The 16,740-nt window shown below is 35.1% G+C and carries 14 protein-coding genes; 5 read left to right on the plus strand and 9 right to left on the minus strand.

Annotation, left to right across the window (positions count from 1 at the left end; genetic code table 11):
- A partial coding sequence (locus AC3DU7_RS01000) for a hypothetical protein (RefSeq protein WP_488037507.1) occupies window positions 1-936 on the minus strand: 936 nt, incomplete at its 3' end.
- Here AC3DU7_RS01000 and AC3DU7_RS01005 point away from each other — a divergent pair.
- Complete coding sequence (locus tag AC3DU7_RS01005; RefSeq protein ID WP_488037508.1) at window positions 922-1,323, plus strand: gamma-glutamylcyclotransferase family protein; 402 nt, start codon at window positions 922-924, stop codon at window positions 1,321-1,323. The two genes, AC3DU7_RS01000 and AC3DU7_RS01005, sit on opposite strands and share 15 nt — an antisense overlap.
- Before the next feature lie 119 nt (window positions 1,324-1,442).
- Here the strand turns inward: AC3DU7_RS01005 and AC3DU7_RS01010 are convergent, their stop codons facing one another.
- From AC3DU7_RS01010 to AC3DU7_RS01025, 4 genes are all read right to left on the minus strand, one after another.
- Entirely contained in the window at window positions 1,443-1,976 is a 534-nt protein-coding gene (locus AC3DU7_RS01010; protein ID WP_488037509.1) for an anti-sigma factor family protein, read from the minus strand.
- Between the two features lie 152 nt (window positions 1,977-2,128).
- Window positions 2,129-2,785, minus strand: coding sequence for a sigma-70 family RNA polymerase sigma factor (locus tag AC3DU7_RS01015; protein WP_488037510.1), 657 nt, complete (start codon window positions 2,783-2,785; stop codon window positions 2,129-2,131).
- A 534-nt stretch (window positions 2,786-3,319) separates the two neighbouring features.
- The gene (locus tag AC3DU7_RS01020) at window positions 3,320-3,802 is read right to left on the minus strand and encodes a molybdenum cofactor biosynthesis protein MoaE (RefSeq protein WP_488037511.1); all 483 of its coding nucleotides are present in this window, start codon (window positions 3,800-3,802) and stop codon (window positions 3,320-3,322) included.
- Window positions 3,803-4,175: 373 nt separating this feature from the next.
- On the minus strand, window positions 4,176-5,171 hold the full coding sequence (locus tag AC3DU7_RS01025) for an aspartate carbamoyltransferase catalytic subunit (RefSeq protein WP_488037512.1): 996 nt from the start codon (window positions 5,169-5,171) through the stop codon (window positions 4,176-4,178).
- 503 nt (window positions 5,172-5,674) lie between these two features.
- Between AC3DU7_RS01025 and AC3DU7_RS01030 the strand changes: the two genes are divergently transcribed.
- Together AC3DU7_RS01030 and AC3DU7_RS01035 are read left to right on the plus strand one after the other, a co-directional pair.
- Entirely contained in the window at window positions 5,675-8,935 is a 3,261-nt protein-coding gene (locus AC3DU7_RS01030) for a WD40 domain-containing protein (RefSeq protein ID WP_488037513.1), read from the plus strand.
- Window positions 8,936-9,640: 705 nt separating this feature from the next.
- Window positions 9,641-10,798 (plus strand): choice-of-anchor L domain-containing protein, encoded by a 1,158-nt coding sequence (locus tag AC3DU7_RS01035; protein WP_488037514.1) that lies wholly within the window; start codon window positions 9,641-9,643, stop codon window positions 10,796-10,798.
- Between the two features lie 137 nt (window positions 10,799-10,935).
- Here AC3DU7_RS01035 and AC3DU7_RS01040 read toward each other — a convergent pair whose 3' ends face one another.
- From AC3DU7_RS01040 to pedR, 4 genes are all read right to left on the minus strand, one after another.
- A complete protein-coding gene (locus tag AC3DU7_RS01040) occupies window positions 10,936-11,784 on the minus strand; it encodes a hypothetical protein (RefSeq protein WP_488037515.1) in 849 nt (282 codons plus the stop codon).
- Between the two features lie 178 nt (window positions 11,785-11,962).
- Complete coding sequence (locus AC3DU7_RS01045) at window positions 11,963-13,423, minus strand: hypothetical protein (protein ID WP_488037516.1); 1,461 nt, start codon at window positions 13,421-13,423, stop codon at window positions 11,963-11,965.
- 352 nt (window positions 13,424-13,775) lie between these two features.
- Window positions 13,776-14,081, minus strand: coding sequence for a hypothetical protein (locus tag AC3DU7_RS01050; protein WP_488037517.1), 306 nt, complete (start codon window positions 14,079-14,081; stop codon window positions 13,776-13,778).
- A 9-nt stretch (window positions 14,082-14,090) separates the two neighbouring features.
- Complete coding sequence (pedR, locus tag AC3DU7_RS01055; RefSeq protein ID WP_488037518.1) at window positions 14,091-14,396, minus strand: photosynthetic electron transport-dependent transcriptional regulator PedR; 306 nt, start codon at window positions 14,394-14,396, stop codon at window positions 14,091-14,093.
- Window positions 14,397-14,728: 332 nt separating this feature from the next.
- On the opposite strand from pedR, the gene AC3DU7_RS01060 reads away from it, so the two are divergent.
- Both AC3DU7_RS01060 and AC3DU7_RS01065 read left to right on the plus strand, forming a co-directional pair.
- On the plus strand, window positions 14,729-15,709 hold the full coding sequence (locus AC3DU7_RS01060) for a carbohydrate kinase family protein (RefSeq protein ID WP_488037519.1): 981 nt from the start codon (window positions 14,729-14,731) through the stop codon (window positions 15,707-15,709).
- A gap of 83 nt (window positions 15,710-15,792) precedes the next feature.
- On the plus strand, window positions 15,793-16,314 hold the full coding sequence (locus tag AC3DU7_RS01065; RefSeq protein ID WP_488037520.1) for a DUF937 domain-containing protein: 522 nt from the start codon (window positions 15,793-15,795) through the stop codon (window positions 16,312-16,314).
- Window positions 16,315-16,740 lie beyond the last annotated feature (426 nt).

The raw sequence follows: 16,740 nt of genomic DNA on the forward strand, positions 1-16,740 counted from the left end.
CTCTCGCTTCCTGTCACTGCCTCTTGACTGTCCTGCACTAACAGCCCTCAACCCTACCAAGTCAAGTATGTTATTGAGGTATCTGATATTACTGAGTTTCTTCTGTTTAGGCAGCAGCTTACTTTTACTAGCAGCAGCTATAAATTCCAGTACTATTGGAGATTCACCTGTAAAGCTAACCCCGTTCTCGAACAAGTGAAAAGGAAGTTTCATTAACTCAGAAACTACAGAATGCAATATATCAATATCAGGCAGGAAGCAACCGTAAATAGCTCTGTTAACAGTTTTGTTGTCTCTGATAGCATCATTCAACTCCTTATTTTCCAACAAATATCGCCTCCATAATTTCACCTTTGCATCTGAATTGTTAAATAGCAATTCAGTTATTAAATCAATTCCCCACTCGCTAGTCTTGTCTATGTCTGGGAAAAAATGTTTCAACCTGTACCTTCCAATAATCCAAGAACAAGCTCTGTTTCCTGTTTCAGAGGCAAATTTTTCAATGAGTTCACTGGAGTCTTCCTTAGATTTGAAATTAGTAATATTTGAGCCAGGATTATCATCATCTTTCGACACAACTACAACTGCATCTTCCCTTGTCAGATTTTTGATCCGTTCCTTCATAGCTCGTGCTTCCGAAATACTTGATACTCTGACATAGGTAGCGCATTCAGGCAAACCTTTATCACGGTCACGTTTCATCCGATTATGCGCCCATAAAATTGCCTCTTTTACCCAATCACCATTTACTGAAATGGCTGTATTCAAAGCGTCTCTTAATTGCTGTTCGTTTGTCGCATTAGTAAAAGTTTGACCTTCGTACTTATATTGATTACGAATGTACTTAAACTCCCCCTCCAAAGTCACAAAAGAAAAAGGAGGAATAATTCCATCTCGTAAAGCTTCTGGTAGTATGTCAAAGTGAAATATCTTCAAGTATTTGTCTACGGTACTCTTAAACCAGGAGAGGCAAACTACAAATCCTATTGTGCTGAATATATTGTGGATGCTTTTCCGGCAATGACTAATGGCCTTTTGTATGAACTTCCTTTTGGCTATCCAGCTATGACTAAAGGATACATGAATGTACATGGATTTGTATTATCATTCATAAATCCAGAGGTTTTGCTAGATTTGGACCTATTAGAAGATTACCATCCTGAACGCCCTCCGGAAGGCAACGAATACCAGAGACAAAAAATTGATACCTTTGGACTTAATGGAAAATATTTATGCACTGTCTGGGGCTATCTAATGTTACCAGAAAAGGTTCAGTTCTTTGGCGGTCAATTATTGCCTAGTGGATTTTGGACAAACCATTGACGAATTCAAAAGTTAACAGCGGAGTTAAAGACCCAATTATTTTGATAAATCTTTCCAATTCCAGGTATTATAAGGAATATAACTTGCCAACTACTTTAATTTTTCAATCTTATTGTTGGTTATTTATTTTTCACTGGTGCAAGTGGAGGTTGAGGAATTTGAAGTAGTGGATCGTTTATAGTTAGCATCACATTATTAGGATTTACTATTTCTATTACAGGCTCATTTAAAGCAATTTGTACAGTTTCAGAGTTATAATTTTCAGCTACCTGCAGAATGTTATTCCGACTATTTAAGATTATTCCCGATATAAATGCTATACATAGAGCAGCAATAGCACTACCGCCTAAAACAAAATTTCGTTTCGATCTATGATCGATTTGATCGAATACTCTATCTACTACTATATCCACAGGTTGTACTTTTGGAGGTACTGGCATTCTTTGAAATTCAGAATGTAGTTTTAGTAGTCTTTGATAGAGATGTTTAGCAACTGGATCTGTAGCAAGTAGAAGTTCCACTTCTCTACGTTGTGATGGATTTACTTCACCATCTAAATATGCACTTACTAATTCAAACCTATCTTGTTCCATAAATTTTTTTCCACCCTGAAATTGATTGTCTAAGTTATTTGAATTAACATTTTTATTCATATTCACACCAAAGAAAACCTTGATCTTTTTTTAGAAAAGTTAATTAATTGAATTATTTTTGCTCTAGTAGAGTTAAATTTGATTAATATTTAGATATTTATCTTGACCAAGTTTTTACTCAAAATTAAATTACTTATTTCTATATAGATAGTTCAAATATCTAGATATTTTTGTAGTTGTAATTGTAATCTTTGCCTAGCTCTAGCAATTCTTGATTTGACAGTACCTAGAGAAACTCCTGTAATTTCTGCAATTTCTTCATAAGATAAACCTTCTATTTCTCTCAATACAATTGTCACCCTAAAGACTTCTGGTAGTTGAGATATTGCATCCCTCAGATAATCATAAAATTCTTGTGTACTTAATTCTTCTTCTGGCCCTGGAGTATTCGTAGCAATCTCCCAATCTATAATACCATCATCTAAGGCCAGAGGAGCGTCTAACGATAGAGGAGGGGTAACTCGTTTTCGTTTCCGTAACTCATCATAAAATAGGTTAGTTGTGATACGACTCAGCCAACTCTTAAACTTTACTGGTTCTTGTAATCTTTTAATGTTACGGTATACACGAATCCAAACCTCTTGAGCCAAATCTGAGCGGTCTTGCCATTCAGGGGCTAAATGATACAAAATTTTATCTACATGGAGTTGGTATCTATTTAGAAGTTCTGCGAAGATTGCACGGTCTGGGCGATGACCTTGTTGGCAACGCAATACTAAATCGTAGTTAGAGAGTTTTTCAGGTGGCAATTCCACTTGCGAAAGGGTTTGTTCAACCTTAGACCAGGGTACAGATATATATTGATTCATCAGCGGAACTGGCTCAATAATTTTGCTATATAGCTTTGATTACTTGGACGATAAATGTTTTCTAGAGTTCCCCATAATTCACTTTCGGTTGAGGAGAGTGGCGATCGGAAGATTTGTTAAATAACTTTTTCCGGCTCTTTTTTTTCCTTTATTCAAATTGATTCTACTCCTAATTCCTGACTTTATATCATGTCCGGATAATCAGTATAAATTTCCAGATAAAGAGGAGATACAGAAACTGAGGACAGGAAATAAGAAATATTAATTGATAATTTATGGATAATAATTGATTTTATTTGTGATTTTTGTAGATGTCTAGTTATCAAAAAAACTTCTGTCTTTTTTTTACTTTTCTTTCTTTTCTGCCTTCTATCTTCCTTACCTCCTAAGTGTAAGTATTCAAGAGGATATGACTACAATAGTATTGAAACAAAGGTTAGAGCATTTATAAAGGCTAAAACGAGCATCAGGGATTACTTTTGACTTTTGACTTTTGAATTGTGCCTTGTGCAGAGCGCTATACTATCTCTATCTCTATTGCTCTTCACAAGCTCCTATACTGACCCAACTACTCGACCCATCGGCCCAATGCTCTTTTTTCCATATAGGAGCTGTATGTTTCAAAGTATCAATGCCATAACGACAAGCTTCAAAAGCTTCTGAACGGTGTGGACAACCAATGGCCACTAACACACTTATTTCACCAATTTTTAAACGTCCTACTCGATGATGAATGACTACAGTCTCGACTTCTGGCCATTGACTATGAATTTCTCTAGAAATTTGCTCAAAAACTTTGATTGCCATAGGTTGATAGGCTTGATATTCTAAGGCCACTACAGATTTACCGTCTGTTTGATTGCGAACCATTCCACTCATTACTACTACGGCACCATTGGCAGGATTATCCGCTAGTGTATAGATTTCAGCAATAGATAAAGGAGCTATAGTAATAGCAAAGTGATTTTGTTCTGGTTTGAGTTTAGTAGATAAAGGTACTTTTAAGCTAGGATTCATAGTATTGGTAATGATTGGTTTCCAGTAATGTAAAGATTATATCGAATGTAGCAAAGTTTATATTGTTTTAGGGAGAAACCAGGGGTTATTTACTGCTTCAATATTATATATATTTTTTGCTTTTTTAAATAAAGTAATTTGATTTAAAATTATTTAAGTATAATTGTTTATATGCAGCAGTTTATATTGATATCTATCAACTGAAGCATAATTAAAATATCTATAAAGTTTCTGTATACAAAAAAAATATTACTACTATATTATGGCATTTTTTAGAGAATGGTAGACATTGATTTCTCCTTTTTGGATTACTTGTTCCTTATTCTCTAAAATCTGTAATTTTGTACCTTACTAATATGATACTTAACTATATTTAAGATTCTGTTTTGCTTCCGCCTAAAAGATATAGTAAAGCCATTCGTACAGCAATACCACTGGTGACTTGTTGAGAAATTAAACTTAATTGAGGATCATCCATTAAGTCAGAACTAATTTCTACTCCTCGGTTAACAGGTCCAGGATGTAATAATTTGACTCCTGGTTGACAAAGTTTGAGGCGATCGCGTGTAATACCAAATAATTGATGATATTCTCGTAAACTAGGTAATAAAGATTCGCTCATCCTTTCTTTTTGGAGGCGTAGGGTCATTACAAAGTCAGCTTTTTCTAGAGCTGGTTGAATATCCCAATGTACAAATAATTTACTCGGTCTATTTTTGCCAAATTCGGCGAAATATTTAGGTAGTAAAGTAGGTGTTCCGGCTAAATGTATTTCGGCACCGGAAGCTGTCAAACTCCAAATATTAGATCGTGCTACTCTAGAATGGAGAATATCTCCGACAATAGCAATTTTTTTTCCTTCTAAAAGTTCTATTCTAGGTTGAGTTGAGTCTAACAACGTACAGATAGTGAATAGATCAAGTAAAGCTTGAGAAGGATGTTCATGTTGACCATCTCCAGCATTCAGAATTCGCACTCCATAACCATTGCGATCCATTGCTGAAGCTATCGCTGCGGGAACTCCAGCATCACGATGTCGAATGACCATCATATCTGTGCCCATTGCTAGATAGGTCATTGCTGTATCCAGGATAGTTTCTCCTTTGCTCAGAGAAGAAGTACCAGGGGCAAAATTTAGAGTATCTGCAGACAAACGTTTAGCAGCTAGTTCAAAACTATTGCGGGTACGTGTGGAGGGTTCAAAGAATAAATTTGCTACTACTATACCTTGTAATGCAGGTACTTTCTTCATCCGGCGACCTAAAACTTCTTGAAAACTAGCTGCTGTTTGTAATATAATATTATACTCATTGGGTGTAAATTCTGCTAGAGATAAAATATGACGACGAGTCCAGAGATTTGTAGACATTTTTGATCGAACTTTTGTGAGATGATTATCACTTAATTAATTGGTTTCGATTAATATTATAGGGGTTATAGAGAGAGTTTTATTCATTAATTGATAATTGATAATGGATAATTGATAATTACCTCGGGTTTTAAACGTTACGAAATTGAATATAAGGAAATATTATTTCTTCTTTTTCCTCTTAAAAGGGGAGACTTTAAACCAGAATTATTGAATTATTAATTATTCATTCGGCAAAAAAAATCTGACAAAAAAAATAATAAAAAAGTAGTTTTACCGAATAATTAAGGTTTAAAACCTCTATTTTCAAAAAGAAACAAGCGGTCTAGGGATGGTGTTAGCGGAGCTGCTCTGTCAAAAGTGGGTCTCCTGGCCATATCCAATCGACCAAGAGAGAAAAAAAATCCTTTGAGTCCATTCTCTTCTTTTCAAGGAGAGGTAATTAATAATTAATAATTAATTGTGGAAGGAGCCTAGCGACAGCTGTATCGCCTAATTTTTTTATGAGTAATTACCAATATCATTTAGGTGGATGTTTACCCAATGATGCTCCTAGGTATGTTAAACGAAAAGCTGACGAAGAGCTTTATCAAGCAATAAAAGGAAGTGAGTTTTGTTTTGTACTTAACTCTCGACAAATGGGTAAATCTAGTTTGCGAGTTAGAACAATTCAAAGATTGCAAGCAGAAGGAATTCTTTGTGCTAGCGTAGATTTGACAGGGATTGGTACTTTTGAAATTACTAATGAACAATGGTATGCCGGAATAATTGATAGTATTGTTAGTAGTTTAGAACTAGATAATATTTTTAATCTTGATCGTTGGTGGGAAGCTCATAATCAATTCTCTCATATCAAGAAATTTGATAAGTTTATCAATAATTTCCTCTTAAATAAAGTTTCCCAAAAAATAGTAATTTTTGTTGATGAAGTTGATAGTATATTAAATTTACCTTTTAGTGCTGATGATTTTTTTGCTGTTATTAGAAATTTCAATAATAGACGAGCAAATCAACCACAATATGAACGAATAACATTTGTAATGATGGGAGTGGCTAACCCTTCAGATTTAATTATGGATAAACAACGTACTCCTTTTAATATTGGTAGAGCAATTGAATTAACAGGTTTTAAAGTAGATGAAGTTCAACCATTAACTTTAGGTTTAATAGGAAAATTTAATGACTCTAGAGTAGTAATGTCAGCCGTTTTGGATTGGACGGGAGGGCAGCCATTTTTAACTAAAAAAGTTTGTCTGTTAATTCAGTTATATTCACCCCAATCTTCACTAGAAAGAAAAGATATAGAGTTAGTTGAAAATAATTATCAAGGATTAAATAGAGACAAAAAAAATACTATAACATCTGGGAATAATACTGTAGAAAAAAATATAGATTATCCTGAAACTGCTTTTATAGAAAACTTAGTCAGACAAAAAATAATTGAAAATTGGCAATTAATTGATGAACCACCACATCTAAGAACAATTAGCGATCGCCTCTTGAACAACGAACAAACAGCTAATAGATTATTAGGAATTTATCAACGAATTTTAAATAAGGGAGAAATTGATACTGACTATAGTCTTGAACAAACTCAATTATGCTTATCAGGATTAGTAGTAAAACGAGGTAATAAATTAAGAGTTTATAATCGCATCTATCAAGAAGTATTTAACTTAGAATGGGTAGAACAAGAATTAGAAAAATTACGCCCCTATTCGGAAGCAATTACAGCTTGGTTTAGTTCTGGTTGTCAGGATAAATCTCGATTATTAAGAGGTCAAGCATTACAAGATGCTCAACTATGGGCAGCAAATAAAAGTTTAAGTAACAAAGATTATAAATTCTTAACTGCTAGTCAAGAAAATGAACTTAAAGAAGAAAAACAGCGTTCCCAGTTAGAAATAAATAAAGTTTTACGTCAACGACTAAGAATAGCTATTTTTAGTAGTATTGCCATGGCTATTCTTGCTATTTTAACAGGTATATTTTTAATTAAATCCCTAATTAGCGAGAGAAAAATTCAACTAAATTTGCTCAGTATTTCTTCAGAAACATTATTTGAATCAGACCGTGGTTTAGATGCTTTAATAGCAGAAATAAAAGCCGGAAAAAAACTCCAACAATCATGGGGCGTTGGTGCAGATACCAGAATGCGAGTAATAATGGCTTTGCATCAAGGAATTTACTTGTCAAAAGAGCGTAACCGTCTTCATGGACATGAAAAAACAGTAATTAGCGTCACTTTTAACTCTACTGGTACATTCATTGCTTCTGCTAGTGACGATAACACAGTCAGACTATGGAACACTCAAGGAAAATTATTGCAAACATTTACAGACCATGATGCCGAAGTTCGTAGTATTAGCTTCCATCCTCATAAACCATTACTTGCTTCTGCTAGCCACGATCAAACAATTAAACTGTGGAGTGTTGGGGGTAAGTTACTACAAACTCTGGTCGGACATCAACACAAAGTTAGAGATGTCAGCTTTAGCCCAGATGGTAAAATGCTAGCATCAGCAAGTGCAGATGGTAGTGTAATTGTTTGGAGTGAAGATGGTCAAAGACTACAAACCCTGGGCGGGCATCGTGGTTGGGTTGAAAGTGTCAGTTTTAGTCCAGATGGTCAATTATTAGCTTCTGGTGGAACCGACAAAACTATCAAACTTTGGCATCTAGAAACCGGGGAGTTACTTCAAACTCTAAAAAACAATAACGCCTCAGTTAAAAGTCTCAATTTCAGTTCAGATGGGCAAATATTAGCATCCACAACTGGTAAAGCGATCGCTCTGTGGAGTCGTCAAGACAAAAAATTTAAACTACTCAATATAATAGAAGGGAATAATAGTCTAATTCAGGGTATCAGTTTCAGCCCTGACGATCGAACTATTGCCTCTGCTGGTTATGACAATACTGTTAAACTTTGGAGTCTAGATGGTAAACTGCTACAGGTTTTTAATGGGCACAATGCTCCAGTTTATGATGTCAGCTTTAGCCCTACTGAAAACATCCTTGCCTCCGCTGGTGCTGATGAAGCAGTGATTTTATGGAACTTTAACAATAAGTTGAAGCGATTAATAGGGCATAATTCTCCAATCTACAAAATTGAGTTTAGCAAAGACGGCAAAAAGCTTTATTCGGCAAGTAGCGATCAAAGTGTCAAAATTTGGCAAACCGAAAACGGTAAATTATTGGGCACTCAAAAGGGAATGCTACCACAATTGTCAGCTTGGAGTTCGGATGGCAAAATGAGAGCAATTGCTAATGACAACACAGTAAAAATTCTCAGTGATGAAGGAGAATTGCTATTGACTCTAGAAGGTCACGGTTCGGAAATTCGAGACATTAAGTTGAGCAACGATCGTGAGAGAATAGCTACTGCTAGTAGTGATGGCACTGTCAAAATTTGGCTAACAAATGGAAAACTTCTACATACTTTCATACACACAGGGCAAGTCAATAGTATTGACTTCAGTCCAGATGGTCAGATATTGGTTTCTGGTAGTACAGATGGAATATTGAGGGTGTGGCATTTTGATGGTACTTTGCTCAAAAGTTTGAATACTCATCAGGCTAATATTTTAAGCGTGAGTTTTCGTCCAGACGGTCAGATGTTAGCTTCTGCTGATGCCGATAGCAAGATTATTTTATGGAATTTGAATCTGGATAATTTGTTGATAGAAGCTTGTCAACAGGTATCTGATTATTTGCAAACTAATCCTAATGTTAGTGAGGACGATCGACTTATCTGTGATTATTGAAGAAAGCTAAGTAATATGTCGTAAGCAATATATCTTCATTAATGGATAATTGATAATGGATAATTGATAATGGATAATTGATAATTGATAATTGATAATTACCTCTGGTTAAAACCGCTCTTGATTGAATATCAGAAAATATTATTTATTTTTTCCCCTTAAAAGGGGGAGGCAATAAAGCCGAATGAATTAATTATCAATTATCAATTGTTAATTATCCATTGTAAGTTATATGTCGTAGGAAAAATAGTGCTTTCGCATCTGTTGCCTTAAATACTTATCTACTACTTTTGCATTATATGAAGAAGAAGTCGGGACTCAGGAGTTATATCATGTCCGGTTGAATACTTATTATTAAAATAGTAGGGGAGCGGGGGAGTGGGGAGTAGGGGAGTAGGGAAAATAGAAAAATTTACTGTTTAAGCAAGAGTATAAGTTTTTTCATCACTAATTATCCGGACATGATATTATTACCTAGATACAGTTCTCTATTGATTGCTATTCCATAAGTTTTGCTATTTGAGCGCTTTCCCAATACTAAATTACCTGCGTTCACAAATATACTAAGTAAATATCACCACCTCTTCAAGATCAGAATCACACTAAAAGTCCGAAAATTTACTGATAGTAAGAATATGTTGAGGAATAAACAAATAACTCAACTATGTAATGTCAACATCTTACTTTTTCAGGGTTAATCTAGCTATGACTATTTCACAATTCATCAAAAAACTTTCAACGACCTTGGCTGGAACAACTTTCGCTGCTCTCAGTGGCATCACAGCAGCCCAGGCAATTTCTATAATTCCTACCAGTAATGGCAATGATTTAGTTAATGAAATCTTAGGCAGTGGGATTACCATTGCACCAGATTCTATCAACTATATAGGTACAGCAGGTGCTTCAGGAATTTTCACCAATGGATTATCATCTGGTATTGGCATCGATAGCGGTATTATTATTACTACAGGTACAGCTACGGATGCTGAAGGTCCTAATAATTCAGATGAGCAAACTACCGACAATGAATTGCCTGGAGATTCAGATTTGGATGGGTTGATTCCAGGATTTTTTACTGAGGATGCAACAATTCTGGAATTTGACTTTGAAAGTCAAGGAGGAGACCTTTACTTCAATTATGTATTTGCTTCTGAAGAGTATGTAGAATGGACAAATAAGGATTATAATGATGTTTTTGGCTTCTTCCTCAATGGAGAAAATATTGCTCTAATTCCTGGTACATCTACTCCAGTTGCTATCAATACAGTTAATGGAGGAAGACCTCTGGGAACTGCTGCGAGTAACCCGGAATTTTTCAATAACAATGACCTTAATTATGGTGGGCCATTTTTTGATATAGAATATGATGGTTTTACTAATGTATTTACTGCACAAGCATTAGGACTTAGTCCTGGAACTCACAAGATTAGATTAGCGATCGCTGATGCTGGAGATGCTAAACTCGACTCTGCTGTATTTATCCAGGCAAATAGTTTTTCAGATATGCCTACAGATGTTCTTGATTCTCCATCAACTGAATCAGATATGCCTACAGATGTTCTTGATTCTCCATCAACTGAATCAGATATGCCTACAGATGTTCTTGATTCTCCATCAACTGAATCAGATATGCCTACAGATATTCTTGATTCTCCATCAACTGAATCAGATATGCCTACAGATATTCTTGATTCTCCATCAACTGAATCAGATATGCCTACAGATGTTCTTGATTCTCCATCAATTGAAGATGTCCCCGCTCCTCAACCAACTAAAGATGTTCCTGAACCTTCTGTATTAATTGGGTTATTGGTAGTTGGTTTTGCTGGTTCGTGGCTCAAGAAAAATATTAACAAAGTTTAATATTATTTTTGGTTGAATACTTACAGCATCCTCAAGATTAATGTAGTCCAATTGACTGGGTAAATATTTTTTGCTTGTTCCCTACTCTCCACTCCTGACTACCCTACTCCCTACTCCCCTAATACCTACTCTCCAACCTACCTCTCAACAGCAATAGGAGTAAATCGAACCTCTATTCGACGCCGACTTTGATTTGGATTACGATTTGCCCCGGCAAAATCTCCACCAGGATTATATAATTGTGCTGCAGAATAAGCCCGAAATTTTAACCCCAATTTTTTCAAACGAGGATTTTTTTGAAGTTCTTGTACAACAGATAAAGCACGCATCAAACCTAAATCTGCATTTGAACCTGGTACTAAACTATTAACAGATTCATTACCCTTAGCAACTTGTTCTAATTGGGTATCTAAATTACTTCCTCTTCCCTGATTTACTTGGCCATCAGTATGACCTATTACTTCAATAACATAACCTTTATTATATTCCTTAGCAAAATCCTCTATTTGTTTGATTAAATCTCCTTCAATAAAACTTTTTAAACCTCCCGATATTTCGGCACTTCCTGATTCAAATCTTCGAGACGGAGAATCTTCAATTACTATCACAGGTGGAGACTTCAATTTTTCAATTTCTGTTTCTAGTTGTGTGACTCTATTTGACTTTTGCTCTAGTTCATTTTCAGAGGTAGTTACTAATCCTTGTAATTTTGTTACTTGATTTTGTAAATTACCAATTTGCCCTTGTAATTCTGTTACTTCACCAGTCTTTTGTTGAATTTGATTTTGTAAATTATTAATCTCTTGTTGCAGTTGTAGGGCGCGATTTTCGTTGGCATCAGAAATTGATTCTATAAATAGAGATTTAATAATAGCTAATAGCAATAATAAACTTAATATCATAAATGAGTTAGACATTAAGTCTGTAAAAGCCGGCCAAATTTCTAGGTCGCGATTATCCTCAACAAGTCGTGAACGATGACGCATAATTATTTCTAAAAATAGGGAGTAGGGAGTAGGGGAGTGAGGGAGTGAGGGAGTGGGGGAGTAGGGGAGATTGAATATTGAAGTAATTGAAGTAATTATAGAATTATAAAGATATATTGTATAACCGAATTCTATAATTCTATATTATTCTCAAAAAAATGTATTTTTCAACACACTTTTACTTATTTGCTAATCTATCAATAATATGTGTCAGCCGATAAATTTCATTTTTAGTTTCTTTCATTTGACTGATATATTCCTGTAAATTTGTGGCGATGACGCTTAAATGGGAATTATTCAGATTGGCTTGATTACTCATACCTTTCCCTATTTGGTCTCCTAAAGATTTAATACTCTGACTAATACCATCTGTAGAGTTATTCAATGCATTTGCTAAAGTTTTGAGTTGAATTTGTACTTCATCTAAATTATCTGCTTTAGATACTACTCTTCTTTGTAAAGTATCTAGAGTTCCCACCGCTAACTGAAAACCTTGAGATGCTTCTTGTAATTGTCGAATCATCTCAGCTAAAGATTTTTGATTACTTTGATGAGATTCTAATAGTTTTAATGAAGTTTGATTATTACTGGTAACTTGTTCTCCAAACTTTGCTAGTCTCTTACTATATCCCTGTAGTTCAATTACTACTATTTCTATTGCTTGAACAGCAGTAGCTAGAGTCGAGGTTGATTGAGAAAAATTACTTTGAATATTAGCTAATTCTGCTGTTGAATTAGCTAACTTTTGCGGAAATTGACTATGTTCAAATGTCTGTGCTACTTCGAGAAACTTATCAGAAGCTATCTGAAAATCTTTAGAACTTTTTGCCACTGTAGCAGCAGCTTCTCCTAATCGTACAAAAGTCTGTTCTGCTAATTTACTTGTAGTAGTATTAGCATTATGAATTTCTTGAATTTTATCTTGTAGAGCTGACTCTACTCCTACTCTGACTGTTTGACCAAATCTGGTTAAAAATCCTTCAAAAGAATAAGCAACAGCTTTTACTACTTTATCAAGCTGAGTTTGACCTTCTATTGTTTGTAAGTAAATATTATCTAAATAGTCTTCTAGTAAACTAATTAATCTAGTTTTGGCAAGGCTAGTATTAAAAATAAAATTAACTGATGTAACTACTGCACTACATAATATTGCAACTAAACTGCTAGTAAAAGCAATTCCCATGCCTTGTAATGGTACTTGTAATTCCCGGAGTAAGCTACTAACATCTGTAGCATTAGTATCACTAACTGTTTGACTTAAAGAAGTCAAGTTAATGGTAATGCCGATAAAAGTACCTAATAATCCAAACGACACAAGTAGATTAGGTAAAATTCGACAGAAATATTCTATTTGTTCATAAGATATTAATCCAAATAATCTTTGTCTACTATAAACTTGGTCTATTAATGCTCCTGTATTAACTTGCTCTAATTTACTACTCGCATCTGTAAATCTGTCCTCTAAATATTCGATAAATCTTGGCTTATTTACTGACTGCTGATTAATTAGTCTTCTAACTTTATTGCCTTGATTTACTAAGTCAAAATGAAGTACAATTCTTAATAATATAGCAACTACAGATGGTACAATTACTAAAACAATTACTAGAGGGATTAAATAAGATGGTATTGGTGGCATAGCAACATCTCTGATGTTTCAATAATTCATTAATTCAGAATTCTAATAATTCTGCTTGATAACTCTAATTATTCTATCTTAATCCCTAGAAAAAATTTAATTATGTTGATATTAACTACTGATAATTAAGACTTTTGTTTGATACTCTAGAGTCGCTTTCAGGCTAGATATGAGAACAATAGACATCTGCGATAATAAAAAATCAAATCAATATTATCGCACATAAATAATCAATTCTTTCCCCCTACTGCCTACTCCCTACTCCCTACTCCCTCTTTTCCGGAGAGGTCTAAATAATTACTAAAAAATTGAGAGAGGGGACAGTCATTAGTCCCTGGTATTTAAGCAATGACTAATCTCCCTCACCATTAGCTGCAATTTGATTTGCTTCCCAAGGCCCGAATTTAGATTGATAATAGGCCAATATTTGGTCTACTTTTTGACGGACAGCATCTTCAGCATCTTCTATATATTCCAAACACAGACCTCCTATTTGACTTTTTTTATAGTCAAATGGTTCTGAGGCAGAAGGAAAAAATAAGTCCACTTTTACTTTGCCGACTTGACGCAAATGAGCTGCTACTTCTCGATACACTGCCAGTGGTAGTCCTTGGCAGCTAATTTGATAACGTTGTTGTTTTTGTTTCGCAGTCTGCATCTTAAATATTTACCTTCCCAATAGATCGCCCTCTAAGCTATTATGTATCAATTGTTCAGTTGTATCTGGTAAATTACAACAGTTGATACTATCTAAACATACTTTGCCCCACTGCAAAGCCCAACGAACCAGTTCTACTCGATTATGGGTTGAAGTTTTACTCAGAATATTACTGATATGATTATCTACCGTTCGTTTACTAATTTCTAGTTTCTCGGCGATTTTTTCATTAGTCAACCCGTCTGCCACTAGCTCCACAACTTGAAGTTCTCTTTCTGAAAGAGATATTTTGGTTTGAGACTCGCAACCAGTCATAACTTTTGCCTATATATGTAGATCTGCCTAATTATAATTTTAGAGACATCTTGACAAAATTCACCTTAATGACAATCTATAAGTGGGAAAAGTATGAATAAAGCTGAGGAAGGATAAAATTAGTTAATTATGTTTTTCAAAAAATAAAAAAATATTGATTTTAAATATATAGCAAAGAATTAGGTTGCTTAGGACTTATGCGGATAATAAGCCTTAGACAGGGAAATATTTTTCCCACTGTTGCCTTTTCACTGCTATACCTTAGATTTTAATAATCACTAAAATATTCATAATTTCCCCACCTATATATAACTTGAGATAATCTAATCAATATGACCCACATTCATGTTCTCTGTCTCGGTGAAATTTTATTTGATTGTTTGGCCGATAGACCCGGAATTCCTCTAAATCAAGTTCAGTCTTGGACAATCTACCCTGGTGGTGCCCTCGCCAATGTTGCTTGTGGTTTAGTTAAACTAGGGACTCCTACTGCTTTAATTAGTTCAGTAGGTCAAGATACAGAAGGCGAAACACTGGTAAAACTTTTCCAAGAAGTGGGAGTAGACACTACTGGTATCCAGCAAAATTCTGATGCACCAACACGAAAGGTCTATGTATTACACTCTACAGCAGGGGAACGTGAATTTGTTGGTTTTGGCGATCGCCAGACAACAGAATTTGCTGATACCCATTTACAAGCTGAACTTTTACCAGAATCTTTATTTTTGCATGGTGATTTTTTAATTTTAGGAACCCTTGGACTAGCTTATCCTGAAACTAGACAAGCAATTTACCAAGCCCTTGAATTAGCCGATCAATACCATCTCAAAATCATGGTAGATGTCAACTGGCGTCCTTCATTTTGGCCAAATCCAAATGAAGCTAAAGAGCTTATATATTCCTTACTAAAAAGAGTGGATTTTGTCAAACTCTCTATAGAAGAAGCTGAATGGTTATTTGAATCTACCGAACCTGCTGCAATTACTTACCAACTAAATTCAGTAGAAGGCACATTAATAACTGCTGGCGATCTAGGTTGTGCTTACTACCTATCAGAAAATGAAGGTAAAGTACCAGCTTTTTCCATAGATGTGGTAGATACTATTGGTGCTGGAGATAGCTTTGTCGCTGGTTTTGTACATCAGTTGCGCCAATATGGCATTCGTCAACTACAGCAACCAGGGGTAGCAAAAAAAATTGTCACTTATGCTAGTGCTGTTGGCGCTTTAAGTACTACTAAAACAGGAGCAATGTCTGCTCAACCTACTGCAGATGAAGTTGAGGCATTTTGTAGTAGCTATTTAGGTCACTAAGATAGATAATAAAGACGACTTCAGTAGAGGTTATTGGCCTTTCTGAAGCTCGTTGTCAACTCAATTATTACAGTTTAAAAATTATGGGACTTTTTGATCAAATTGTTGGTGCTATTAATAACCCTAATCAAGAAGCTAGTACAAGTCAATTGAGTAGTATTCTTGGTACAGTGCAGCAACTAAGCAGCAATCTTGGAGGAGATTCTGGTGCAACTCAAGCTGCTATGTCAATTTTGGGTGGTCATGTACGTTCAGCTTTACAGCAGAAACAAGAAGAGTCTGGCAATGGAGCAGTTCAAGAAATTGTCAATCAGTTTGCAGGTACAAATTCCAACACCCAAGCTGTTGCATCTCTATTTTCAGCTAATCAAATCACTGAAATTGTTCAGAGTATATCTGAAAAAACAGGTTTTGACCCCTCACAAATCCAGAATTTATTGCCTACTTTAGTGCCACTAATTCTGAATTTATTGAAGACGGGTAATAATACTCAAAATCCTGACCCTGCATCTAATAATATTTTAAATAGCTTTTTGGATGCTGATGGAGACGGAGATGTTGATATTTCAGATATGATGGGGATGGCAAGTCGTTTTTTGAAGTAAAGGAAAAATTTTAGGTTTGAAGAGTAGCTAGTGTCGCTACGCGGAATTTAAAAGTCAAAAGTTAAAAGCGAGTGTGTAATTCTGAGGTTTCCTACGGCGCTTTTAAGGTGCGGAAATGGTTCCGCACACAGCCCCTCCAGAATGTAAGACACACTCAAGACATTCAAAAGTATTGATTTTTCAAGAATGCGCGAATTTAGAATGCGCGAATTTAGAATTACCTCTTCTTTTCAAGGAGAGGATTGACGAACAGGAAAATTTTTATTTATTATCCCCTTAAAAGGGGAGGCTTTAAACCCAATTTTTTGGTAATTGTTTTAGGATTTTATAACTGGTCAGTTATTTTCACCATCCTGCACTAGTATCGGCAAAGACGCATATTGATGAATTAACCACATACGCAAGCCTTGAACCACGGAAGTGTAG

The sequence above is a fragment of the Okeania sp. genome, from assembly GCF_983059655.1.